11 protein-coding genes are annotated in these 12,126 nt (G+C 48.2%); 9 read left to right on the forward strand and 2 right to left on the reverse strand.

The features are described 5' to 3' along the window. Nucleotides 1-12 precede the first annotated feature (12 nt). The gene (locus M662_RS03505; protein WP_026578701.1) at nt 13-756 is read right to left on the reverse strand and encodes a gamma-glutamyl-gamma-aminobutyrate hydrolase family protein; all 744 of its coding nucleotides are present in this window, start codon (nt 754-756) and stop codon (nt 13-15) included. A gap of 167 nt (nt 757-923) precedes the next feature. On the opposite strand from M662_RS03505, the gene M662_RS03510 reads away from it, so the two are divergent. From M662_RS03510 to M662_RS03530, 5 genes are all read left to right on the forward strand, one after another. Continuing rightward, entirely contained in the window at nt 924-2,519 is a 1,596-nt protein-coding gene (locus tag M662_RS03510; RefSeq protein ID WP_026578700.1) for a glutathione ABC transporter substrate-binding protein, read from the forward strand. Between the two features lie 79 nt (nt 2,520-2,598). Continuing rightward, the gene (nikB, locus tag M662_RS03515) at nt 2,599-3,528 is read left to right on the forward strand and encodes a nickel ABC transporter permease (protein WP_008633956.1); all 930 of its coding nucleotides are present in this window, start codon (nt 2,599-2,601) and stop codon (nt 3,526-3,528) included. Beyond that, a complete protein-coding gene (locus tag M662_RS03520) occupies nt 3,528-4,406 on the forward strand; it encodes an ABC transporter permease subunit (RefSeq protein ID WP_008633954.1) in 879 nt (292 codons plus the stop codon). Before nikB ends, M662_RS03520 begins: the two co-directional genes overlap by 1 nt. A 13-nt stretch (nt 4,407-4,419) precedes the next feature. After that, nucleotides 4,420-5,391 carry an ABC transporter ATP-binding protein gene (locus M662_RS03525; RefSeq protein WP_026578699.1) on the forward strand — a complete coding sequence of 324 codons (972 nt, stop codon included), beginning with the start codon at nt 4,420-4,422 and terminating at the stop codon, nt 5,389-5,391. Further along, a complete protein-coding gene (locus M662_RS03530; protein WP_008633950.1) occupies nt 5,388-6,359 on the forward strand; it encodes an ABC transporter ATP-binding protein in 972 nt (323 codons plus the stop codon). The genes M662_RS03525 and M662_RS03530 overlap by 4 nt, the downstream gene beginning before the upstream one ends. A 76-nt stretch (nt 6,360-6,435) precedes the next feature. Here M662_RS03530 and M662_RS03535 read toward each other — a convergent pair whose 3' ends face one another. Continuing rightward, complete coding sequence (locus tag M662_RS03535; RefSeq protein ID WP_026578698.1) at nt 6,436-6,987, reverse strand: flavodoxin family protein; 552 nt, start codon at nt 6,985-6,987, stop codon at nt 6,436-6,438. Between the two features lie 110 nt (nt 6,988-7,097). Here M662_RS03535 and M662_RS03540 point away from each other — a divergent pair, with 110 nt between their 5' ends. The 4 genes from M662_RS03540 to M662_RS03555 all read left to right on the forward strand — a co-directional run bounded on the left by M662_RS03540 (nt 7,098) and on the right by M662_RS03555 (nt 12,121). Beyond that, the gene (locus M662_RS03540; protein WP_026578697.1) at nt 7,098-7,991 is read left to right on the forward strand and encodes a LysR family transcriptional regulator; all 894 of its coding nucleotides are present in this window, start codon (nt 7,098-7,100) and stop codon (nt 7,989-7,991) included. A 90-nt stretch (nt 7,992-8,081) separates the two neighbouring features. Further along, nucleotides 8,082-8,924, forward strand: a complete 843-nt coding sequence (locus M662_RS03545; RefSeq protein WP_026578696.1) for an aldo/keto reductase — start codon at nt 8,082-8,084, stop codon at nt 8,922-8,924. A 102-nt stretch (nt 8,925-9,026) separates the two neighbouring features. After that, nucleotides 9,027-10,466, forward strand: a complete 1,440-nt coding sequence (locus M662_RS03550) for a protein adenylyltransferase SelO (protein ID WP_026578695.1) — start codon at nt 9,027-9,029, stop codon at nt 10,464-10,466. A gap of 140 nt (nt 10,467-10,606) precedes the next feature. Beyond that, on the forward strand, nt 10,607-12,121 hold the full coding sequence (locus M662_RS03555; protein WP_026578694.1) for an alkaline phosphatase: 1,515 nt from the start codon (nt 10,607-10,609) through the stop codon (nt 12,119-12,121). Nucleotides 12,122-12,126 lie beyond the last annotated feature (5 nt).

The raw sequence follows: 12,126 nt of genomic DNA on the forward strand, positions 1-12,126 counted from the left end.
TTTTTCGTTTATTTACGGTGTCGGTTGTTTAGTGAGGGAGGCTTGGTTTACAAAATGATCGAATAGTCGCTGCATCCGCTCGTGTTTTTTTGTCATCATTTCCGGGTGCCATTGTACACCGATGACAAAAGCGGTGGTGTCTTCCATTTCAATTGCTTCGATAACGCCATCCGCCGCATAAGCGGTTGCTTTAAATCCCGGCGCCACCGTTTTGATCGCTTGATGATGGAAGGAGTTCGTCAACGTCGTTGTACCGAAGTGTTCACGCATAAAGCTCTCCGGCTCTGTTTGTATTGTATGCGTCGCTTGTGCGGGCGTATGGACCTGGTCGTGTTTGAGAATATTTCCCTTCATATAGGAGGTATCCTGATACATACTTCCTCCATACACAGCGTTTAAAAGCTGCACGCCTCTGCAGATGGCAAATACAGGTTTACCCTGCCGGATCATTTCTACTGCCAGCACTCCCTCTGAATGGTCCCGCTCAGGGAAGGGAGATCCCTGCTTCGGTAACGGCTCTTCCTGATAAAGAAGAGACTGGACATCGTGTCCCCCGGAAAGGATAAGGCCGTCCATTGCCTGCGCCTGTGCTTTAACCGCTTCGTCATCTTCCAGCACGGGAAGGATGAATGGAATACCTTCTGCGCGGAGGACAGACTGGACGTAATCGTTGTTAACATAGGCGCGGTCATAGCCTGGAAACCGCCCGCCCTGGTCGATTATAATACTTCCTGATATGCCTATGAGTGGTCTCATTTGTAATTTTTTCTCCTTTGTCTTCCTATTTATATAAAATTTTCTTTGACATAAAGATTTTTCTGTACTAAAATCCTAGTATTCTGGTATGGATTCCATACTATCGAATTATACGGAAGATGTTAGTAGGAATTCAAGAGAAAAAACGGAGAAAAGGGGAAAAGAAATTGAAATTATCACGTTTTTTACCGGTTCTCTCCCTTCTCCTTGTCCTTGTTATCGCCGGATGCGGTAACGGAGAAGGAGACGGGAATGGAACAGCAGACAGCAGTAAAAAAGCGGAGGCGCCTTCTAAGGAAGAAGGTTTGACCATTGCCGTAGACGGCAACTTCACGAGCATGGATCCGCATGATACGAACGACAACCAGTCCTATTCGGCGCAGTCCGCTGTGTACGAAGGGTTGCTCGGGTTCGATGAAGATTTGAACATCGTGCCGGTATTAGCAGAAAGCTATGAAGCAAATGAGAACTCTACGGAGTTTACCTTCCAACTGAAAGAAGGCATCACTTTCCATGACGGTACGCCTTTCAATGCGGAAGCGGTCAAAGCGAATATCGACCGGCTTGCCGACCCTGACAGTCAGTTGCGGAGAAGCTCTCTATTCGAGCTTGTCGACAGCACAGAAGTTCTCGGAGAATACGAAGTGAAAGTTACATTGAAAGAGCCGTTTGGCGCCATGCCGAACAACTTCGCCCATCCGGCTGCAGCAATGATCAGTCCGGAATCGATTTCAGAAAGCGAAGAGGAGATTGCCCGCAATCCTGTAGGAACAGGCCCGTTCCAATTCAAAGAATGGAAGAGCGGGGATCACCTGACTGTAGAGAAGTTTGATGATTACCGGGATCCGGAAGTTCCCAAAGTGGACCAGCTTGTATTCAAACCGGTTCCTGAAAGCGGCTCTCGTTCCGCAATGCTTCAGACAGGCGAAGCGGATTTCGTCTTCCCTGTTTCTACAAGCCAGGTGGATACATTAGAGAATCAAGCAGGTGTAACGGTGGAGAACAAGCCGTCTCTTGTCGTTAAGTATTTCTCTATGAATACCATGAAGAAACCGTTTGACGATCCAAAAGTTCGTCAAGCCATCAACTATGCAATCGACAAAGAAGCGTATGTCAATGTCATCTATGACGGCTATGCGACTGTTGCCGAGTCTTCCATTGCACCTGATACACAACACTACTCTGGTCAGGAAGTCTATGAATATGATCCGGAGAAAGCGAAAGAGCTGCTTGCAGAAGCCGGTTATCCGGACGGATTTGAAACGACGATCTGGGGCGGTACAAGTTCTGACAAGACGAAGATGATGCAGTTCTATAAACAGCAGTTGAGCCAAGTCGGTATTAAGCTGAACGTCGTCCCTATGGAAGGCGGTACACTTGGAGACAACATCTGGGGTGTCGAGAAGCCGGAAGATACGGAACTCGAGCTTTACAACGGAGGATGGTCTCCTTCAACAGCCGATGCAGATTGGGGACTTCGTCCGTTATTCAGCTCAGAATCTTTCCCGCCGGAGTCTTATAACACTTCCTATTATAAGAACGATCAGGTAGACGAGCTGTTGCAGAAGGCATTAAATACAGCCGATGATGATAAGCGTGCAGAGTATTATGCAGAGGCGCAGGAAATGATCTGGAACGATGCACCTTGGGTATTCCTTGCGGTTCCTGACCTGCTCTATGCTCATCAGGATTACGTGAAGGGGATTACTATGTTATCTTCCGGAGTCCTGGACTTGAAAAACGCTGAAATCGTATCAGAATAACTTCCAGAGGTTGAGCGCGGACAGCGCTCAGCCTCTTTACTGATTAAGAGAAGGAAACGAAAAATGAAGGAGGGAGAATATGCTTAAATACAGTATCAAGCGGATTCTCAGTATGATTCCGCTGCTTTTCATCATTTCCGTCATTGCATTTCTGTTCGTGCATTTGATACCGGGGGATCCCGCCAGATTGATAGCCGGAGCGGACGCCACTTTGGAAGAAATCGAGAATATCCGTGTGAAATATGGTCTTGATGCGCCCCTTTATCAACAATATTTGAACTATATGGCAAATCTGTTCCAAGGAGATTTAGGCACCTCGATCGTCAGCGGTGAACCTGTTCTGGATATGCTGAAGGAGCGTTTTGGTCCAACACTTACTCTTACGCTTGCCAGCATGTTCTGGGCGCTCTTATTCGGCCTTCTTATTGGAGTAGTTTCAGCAGTCAAACGTAATCGCTGGCAGGATCATCTCACCATGTTCCTTGCCGTTTCCGGTGTATCCATCCCTTCCTTTTGGCTGGGACTTATGTTGATCCAAGTCTTCTCTGTCCAGCTCGGATGGTTTCCGACAGGCGGCATCGGAGGGTTGGAATCTTACATTCTTCCATCGATTACACTCGGAGCAGGGGTGGCGGCCATTATCGCCAGGTTTACGCGGTCCTCGCTGATGGATGTTTTAAAAGAAGACTATATCCGTACCGGCCGTTCCAAAGGACTGTCAGAGTTCAAAGTCATTAATGGGCATGCACTTAGAAACGCCTTAATTCCCGTAGTGACCATGTCTGGACTCCAATTCGGATTCCTGCTCAGTGGATCCATTATAACCGAGACGATCTTCAGCTGGCCGGGGCTTGGAAGACTTCTGATCAACTCTATTACTGCTAGAGATTACCCGGTCATTCAATCGGAAATTCTATTATTCTCTCTTGAATTTCTATTGATCAACCTGCTTGTAGATCTCTTGTACGGTTTCTTGAATCCGAAAATTCGTTATGAGGAGGGGTCGTAATGGTGGAATCAGCAGAACAACAGCAGACGGAGCAAAGAGTGACGCCCTTCCGGCAGTTTTGGAAATCATTTAAGAAACAGAAGGTTTCCTTTTTTGCGGGAATCTTCCTTTTATTCCTGTTTCTTATTGCGATCTTAGGACCGTATATTGCTCCATATGAACCCAATGAACCGGATTATAATCAACTGTTGTCTTCTCCGTCCATGGATCACCTTGCTGGAACGGACGATTTCGGTCGAGACATTTTCAGCCGGATTCTTCATGGAGCGAGAATATCATTAGCCGTCGGACTGTCTTCTGTTTTAATTGGTGCAGTTGTCGGTACCGCTCTCGGTATCATCAGCGGCTATTTCGGTAAGTGGATCGATAATGCCATTATGCGCATTATGGATGTCCTGCTCGCTTTTCCGGGGATGCTGCTTGCCATTGGAATTATCGCTATTCTCGGACCGGGGCTGTTTAATGTCGTCATGGCTGTAGCCATTTTCAGTGTGCCGGTCTTTGCGAGGATCATCCGGAGCACCACGCTCTCTATTAAATCGACGCTTTACGTAGAGGCGACGCAGTCTATCGGTGCATCCAGCTGGAGGATCATTTGGAAGCATATTTTCCCGGGGACTGTCTCGACGCTGATTGTATATTTCACGATGCGGATCGGTTCAGCAATCTTGATCGCTGCGGGGCTGAGTTTTCTCGGTCTTGGGGCTGATCCTTCCACACCGGAGTGGGGAGCCATGCTTAGTGACGGGCGTAACTATCTGAATGATGCTCCGCATGTCACGTTCTTTCCGGGGCTTGCAATTTTCTTGACCGTTCTTGCTTTCAATCTTTTAGGAGATGGATTACGGGATGCGCTCGACCCGAAAATCCGTGATTAAGGAGGAAGACGAAATGACAGAGCCAATTTTAACTATTAATCAGCTGCACACAAGCTTCCGGGTGGACGGAAAGATGATTCCAGCTGTAGAAGGAATCGATCTTACGCTGTATCCGGGGGAAATCGTCGGCCTTGTCGGGGAGTCCGGGAGCGGTAAGAGTGTGACCTCCTTATCCATTATGCAGCTGCTGGAAGATACACCGGGGGAGATTGTCGGCGGTGAAGTACTCTTTGACGGGAAGGATGTAGCGAAAGCATCCACCAGGGAGAAACGTAAATTGCGTGGAAACCGTATGTCGATGATTTTTCAAGAGCCGATGACTTCCTTGAATCCTGTTGTGAAAATAGGCAAGCAATTAGTGGAAGCGATTCTGGAACACCAGTCTCTCACGAAGCAGGAGGCGAAGCGTCATGCTGTTTCTATGCTGGGACAGGTCGGTATTCCGAGAGCAGCGGAAATCATGAAGGAGTTTCCCCATCAACTCTCAGGAGGAATGCGTCAGCGCGTAATGATTGCCATGGCTATGTCGTGTGACCCGGATTTGCTGATTGCGGATGAACCGACGACGGCGCTCGATGTAACGATTCAAGCTCAAATTCTCGATGTGATGAGGAACATGAGAAAAGAGCACGATACGTCTATCTTGTTCATTACGCATGATCTTGGTGTCATTGCGGAAATGTGTGACAGAGTTGCCGTCATGTATGCAGGAAGAATCGTAGAACAGGGAAACGTCATCGACATTTTTGAAAATCCTAAGCATCCGTACACACAAGGATTACTCGGGTCGATTCCGAAGCTTGGGGAAAGAAAAGATCGGCTGGATTCTATCCAGGGTCAGGTTCCTACTGTAGAGGACCGGCCTGAGGGATGTAAATTCGCTAACCGCTGTCCGTTCGCCTTTGAACGGTGCTGGAAAGAAGAGCCGCCTCTGTTCAACGGAGAGAATCGCTGCTGGCTTCATGAGGAGGAGGTGTCATCATGAATCAATCCTTACTGCAGGTAGAAGGACTGAAAAAGCATTTCGTAAGCCAGAAAGGTTTCAGGAAGCAATCCCGTCAAGTGGTAAAAGCGGTGGACGGAGTCTCTTTCGATATTAAAAAAGGGGAGACATTCGGTCTTGTCGGCGAATCCGGCTGTGGCAAATCGACGACCGGACGAATGATTATGCAGATGCTCACCCCGACGGAGGGCACGGTCACCTTTGATGGACAGCGGATGGACCAGCTTTCGGGTGGCGAACTGAAACAGGCGCGCAAAGACTTTCAAATGATATTTCAAGACCCCTATGCCTCGTTGAACCCAAGAATGACGGTAAGGGAAATTATTGGTGAGCCATTGATCGTTCACCAGCTCGCTAAGGGACCGGCCATCGATGCGAGAGTAAACGAATTGTTGGACACGGTCGGCTTGTCCAGGAAATTCGCCGATCGTTATCCGCACGAGTTCAGTGGGGGACAGCGACAGCGGATTGGAATCGCACGGGCTCTGGCCGTCAATCCGAAGCTCATTATTGCGGATGAACCGGTTTCTGCACTCGATGTGTCCATTCAATCGCAAGTGTTGAACCTGATGAAGGATTTACAGCAGGAACTGGATTTGACTTATTTGTTCATCGCTCATGATTTAAGCGTTGTGGATTTCATTTCCGATCGGATCGGCGTCATGTATTTAGGGAAACTGGTGGAGGTAGGAGAGCGGGATGCGGTCATCCAAAACCCGCAGCACCCCTACACGAAGGCGCTGCTGTCTGCCGTACCGGTACCGGATCCGAAAGCGAAACGGGAACGGATCGTTCTGGAGGGAGACCTCCCGAGTCCATCCAATCCACCTTCCGGATGTCCTTTCCATACGAGGTGTCCATTTGCCTTTGATCGCTGTAAGGCAGAGGTTCCGGAGCTTCAGACGTCTGGAACTGGTCAAACGGCTGCTTGTCACTTGTTGGATCAATGATACAAAAACAAAAAGATCGCCTGGAGAATATCCAGGCGGTCTTTTTTGTGTGTTTTATCTGTTTAGAAATCATGGTTTACTTCAGAATCTGTTTGAACGTTTCGTTCCATAGATCCGCTTGATAGAGTGCCTGCTTGTCTGTGGTGATCTCGCCGGGCTTGTTTGCTTCTCCGATTAGATAGGAAGCAAAGGGGAGACCGACAAAATCAAAGATATGTTGGAACTGTTGGATCATTGGAAGACCTTTCGTGCGAGGAGAATCCCCTCCGACAGCGACGACGTATGCCTGTTTCTCAGCCATTTTTGTCCGGAAATCACGGAAAGCCGGATCTCTCATCGTCTGCGACCAACGATCAATGAAGAGCTTCATGGCAGCGGTCATACTGTACCAATAAATGGGGGTGGCGAAGAGTAGAATGTCTGCTTCCATGACACGTCTCATCAGTCCATCATAATCATCTTGTACAGATGGAAATCCCTCTGCAGCGTGACGTCCGTCTATGACCGGCAGAATATGGTGGGCGTCTACTTCCATCCGGTCCACCTTCATACCGGCAATGATGCGTTCTGTTAAATACCTGGTATTTCCTTCCCTGCGTCCTCCACCGTATATAACGGCAAGTTTCATGATACTTCCCTCCTTGTATATTCCGTTTCCAGTGTATAATGAATGTGTTGAACATAAAAACGGATTATTATGATTGAAACGATCGGAATTTATGATTAAGGAGAATGATGATGGATTTCAAGCAGTTGCGGACATTTATAACAGCGGCTGAGATGCTGAATTTTACAAAGACGGCGAAGCAGCTTAATTTTGCTCAATCAAGTGTAACGGCACAGATAAAAGCATTGGAAGAGGAGCTGGGTCAGCCTTTGTTTGAGCGTTTGGGAAGAAGACTATTCCTGACAGACGCAGGGCATCGGTTCAAGGAATACGCGGATCAGCTTGTCCGAATATATGCAGAAGCAAAGGCTGTTGTGGGTGATGAGCATAAATTACAGAGGACGCTCGTCATAGGTGCACAGGAAAGTCAGTGCACCTATCGCCTGCCTCCCGTGCTGTCTGCCTTCAGAAAACACTTCCCTGAAGTGAAGGTAATATTCAAGCCGGCCCACTCCGAAGCGCGAGTGAGGGAAGAAATAAGGAACGGGACGCTGGATGTGGCTGTTCTGTTAGATCAAGAAAAATCAGCAGATCACTTAGTGACCGAAGCCCTTCGGGAGGAAAAGCTGATGGTGGTGGCTGCTGCAGATCATCCTTTGTCTGTGAAAAAGAAGGTAGGAGTGGATGAATTAGCAGACGAAACATTTCTGTTGACCGAGTCAGGCTGCTCTTACCGGGAGCTGTTGGAACACTCGTTTCACCAAGACGGATATTCTTTGTCCAACCTGTTGGAGTTTGGGAGCATAGAAGCCATCAAGCAGTGTGCCGTTGCGGGCTTGGGGCTGGCTGCACTTCCAGAAATGGTAGTAGAGAAAGAGATCAGGGAGGGACGGTTGGTCGAACTTCCCTGGACAAAGGACATGCCTCCCCTATACACGCAGATAGCATGGCATAAAGAGAAGTGGATGTCAGTTCCGTTAAGCGGTTTTATTGATTTAACGAGAAAAATCTATTGTACTTCCTGAGCACATTCAACGGCAGAGACGGATGCATTATTTTGGATATATTTTCTTGTGGGTGATATGGTGGTTTAAAATGGAAGGGAGTAGATGGTAATGAGTAATGGCTTTCCTGAAATAACACTGAATGATGGAATGAAAGTGCCGGCACTTGGTTTCGGTACATATGAACTGAACGGCAATAAGGGAGCGGAAGCAATCGGGAGCGCCATTCATGCAGGCTATCGGATGCTCGACAGTGCGTACAATTATGAAAATGAAGGAACTGTAGGAGAAGCTGTCCGACGCTCTTCTGTATCGCGGGATCAGCTTTTGATTTCTTCCAAGCTTCCAGGCAGATACCACGAGTATGACAAAGCACTCACGACAATCCAGGAATCCCTCTACCGCGCGGGGTTGGATTATTATGACTTTTATTTGATTCACTGGCCGAACCCGAAGCAGGACATGTATGTAGAAGCTTGGCAGGCGTTGATTGATGCAAAGAGATGGGGGCTTGTCCGCTCCATCGGTGTTTGTAACTTCCTGCCCGAACATTTGGAACGTCTGAAGAAGGAAACGGGAGTGCTTCCTAGTATCAATCAGGTGGAACTTCATCCTTTCTTTAATCAGGAAGAACAAAGGGCATTCCATGAAGAGCATACGATTGCGACTCAATCCTGGAGTCCGCTTGCAAGAGCCGGAAAAGTGATGGAGGAAGAAACGTTACAGGAAATCGCCTCCCATTATAACAAATCGGTGACGCAGGTCGTCCTCCGCTGGCATTACCAGTTAGGGGCCATAGCGATTCCACGTTCAACTTCACCGACCCGTCAACGGGAAAACTGTGCAATCTTCGACTTTTCTCTGACGGATACGGAAATGAATAAGATTTCCTCCTTGTCCGTTCCGGATGGTCGAATGAACGACCAGGATCCTGCTGTCTATGAAGAGTTTTAAGGAAACAGGCGCACCTCCAAGGGTGCGCTTTTTTTATTGGGGTATGTTAGGATGGGCATACGAATGATAAGTAACGTAGGACACACTTATAAAGGAGATAACATGACACATTCCGATAAAGCAGGTTGGAATCTTTTTAACAGCTACTCAAAACTTCCCGGGGTGTTCTATGCCCGGCAGGCCCCGACACCGGTGGCGGACCCGAAGTTGGTCCTATACAATGAACCGCTGGGAGGAATTCTTGGACTGCATGATATACATGCAGAGCAGCTGTCAGGTAATGAGATACCTGAGGGTGCTCAACCTATAGCCCAAGCTTATGCCGGTCATCAATTCGGTCATTTTACCATGCTCGGTGACGGACGGGCCGTCCTTTTAGGGGAGCAGATGACTCCGGGTGGAGAGCGATGCGATATTCAATTGAAGGGGGCCGGTCCGACTCCTTATTCCCGGAGAGGAGACGGACGGGCGTCGCTTGGACCAATGCTCAGGGAATATGTGATCAGTGAAGCGATGCATGGACTGGGAGTGCCTACGAACCGCAGCCTGGCTGTTGTTACGACTGGTGAAACGGTGCAGAGGGAGACAGAATGGCCCGGAGCTGTACTTACAAGAGTAGCAGCCAGCCATCTGCGCGTGGGTACATTCCAGTATGCAGCAAAACAAGGAGATGCCGAACATCTTCGAGTGCTTGTACAGTATGCGACGGAGCGCCATTTTCCAGAGTTGGAAGCAGGAGATTACCTCGGTTTCTATAGAGAGGTGGTCCGGAGACAGGCGCAGCTGATTGCCCAGTGGCAGCTCGTCGGTTTCGTGCACGGCGTCATGAATACGGATAATATGACAATCAGTGGAGAGACAATGGATTATGGTCCATGTGCGTTTCTCGATATTTATAATCCGGATACCGTTTTCAGTTCGATTGATACAAGCGGCCGGTATGCCTATAAGAATCAACCGGCTATCGCGATGTGGAACCTGGCCCGTTTCGCAGAGACATTGATTCCTCTCCTTGACGAAAAGCAGGAAGCAGCAGTCGAAGAGCTCCAGGAGATCCTCAGTGGTTTTGGCTCGCTGTTTAAGGAGCATTGGCTCAATGGAATGCGCTCCAAGCTTGGACTGACTGAGAATCAGCAGCAGGATGAGCCTTTAATTGAGGACCTGCTTGATATTATGGAGAAGAATAAAGCCGATTACACGGAAACGTTCCGCTTATTAACACAGGATAGGATGGAGGAGTCCTCTTTGAGTGACACCACTGCTTTCACGCAGTGGTATAAACAGTGGCAGGCTCGCCTGGACAGCCAGGCAGCATCCAAGACGGAAGCATATGAAACGATGAAGCGGACAAATCCCGCTCTTATTCCGCGTAACCACCTTGTAGAAGAAGCGTTGGCTGCGGCCGTATCGGAAGAGGACTACGGTCCGGTAAAGAAACTCATCCGTCTCCTTTCTGATCCCTACGCTTATTCAGAGGAACAAATCGAATACGCTGTGATCCCTGTCCCGCCCGGACCCTATCAGACCTTTTGTGGGACGTAAATAGGTATCTATTGCAAGAAGCATGTAGTTAATTACATGCTTCTTTTTTTTTACGATGTTTTAACAGACGGTTATTTTTCTATTTACAATCAAACCCTAGTATGGGGGATGGGAAAACAATACATATGGAGGGTTGTACTATGGGTAACAAGCAAGTGCATAAATGGATGATGGCAGCTGCGGTGTCGGCTATGGTTTTTGGTTCGTCCGCCAACTACATAAACGCTGAGGAACAGAAGGTTGAAAAGCCTAAGAATATCATTATGATGATTGGTGACGGAATGGGTACTTCGTATACTACCGCCCATCGGTATATGAAAGATAATCCAGAGACGATGGAAGTCGAAAGTAATCTCTTCGATCCATATCTAGTTGGAATGCATGATGTATCGTCATTGGACAAGTACTACGATGGAGGCGCAGAAGATGAAAAAGAAAGCATTACCGATTCTGCCGCAGCCGGTACGGCTATGTCTTCCGGTGTGAAAACCTATCACGGTGCCATCGGCGTTGACTTGGAGCATAAGGAGACCAAAACGGTGTTGGAGGAAGCAAAGGAGCTTGGTAAATCCACTGGACTTGTAGCGACGGCTCAAATTAACCATGCGACACCGGCTGCTTATGCCGCACACAACGTTTCCCGGGAAAATTATAATGAAATTGCTGATGATTATTATGATGAAAAAATAAATGGTGAACATAAAGTCGATGTCCTGCTCGGCGGGGGAACAGACTTCTTTGCTCGGGAAGACCGTAATCTGACAGAGGAATTCAAAAAGGATGGATACGATTATGCAACCACAGCTGATGAGCTGGCAGCTGCGGATGGAGACCAACTTCTAGGCCTGTTCGCACCAGTTGGGTTGGATTATGCCATCGACCGGCCTAAAGAACAACCTTCGTTGGCTGAAATGACGACGAAAGCGTTGGATACTTTGGGTAAAAACGACGAAGGGTTTTTCCTGATGGTGGAGGGAAGCCAAGTAGACTGGGCAGGTCATGATAATGATATTGTAGCGGCTATGAGTGAAGTGGAAGACTTTGAAAAGGCTCATAAGAAAGCAATTGAGTTCGCTCAGAAAGATGGGGAAACGCTTGTCATTACGACCGCCGACCATTCTACAGGAGGCATGACAGTAGGGGCAGGTGGTCCTTACAACTGGGATGCAGAACCTGTCAAAGCGGCGAAACATACGCCTGACTATATGGCTCGCCAAATCGTGGAAGATGGAGCAGACGTGGAGAAGACCCTGCAGGATAATATCGGGTTTGATGTGACAGAAGAAGAAATCGCATCTGTTGAGAAAGCGATAGAGTCCGCATCCGGCGATGATCGAGTGACGGAAGTAGACAACAGTATTGAAGCTATCTTCAACGAAAGATCTGGAACTGGATGGACGACGGATGGCCATACAGGAGAAGACATTCCTGTTTATGCCTATGGACCCGGTGCAGATTTGTTCACCGGTCAAATAGATAACACAGATCATGCCAAAAACATTTTCCAGCTCATGGATAAGTCCTCTGAAGCAGAAGAAGGCGGAGAGCTTGCGGATACAAGTGCAGCTTATCCGGCGGGGATAGTGCTCGGTGCCGTAATAGCCGGTGCCGGTGGAATCCTGTTGTTTCGCAGACGTCAAATGAATAAAGCATGAATCAA

This window comes from Bacillus sp. SB49 (assembly GCF_000469135.2).
Lineage (GTDB): Bacteria > Bacillota > Bacilli > Bacillales > Halobacillaceae > Halobacillus.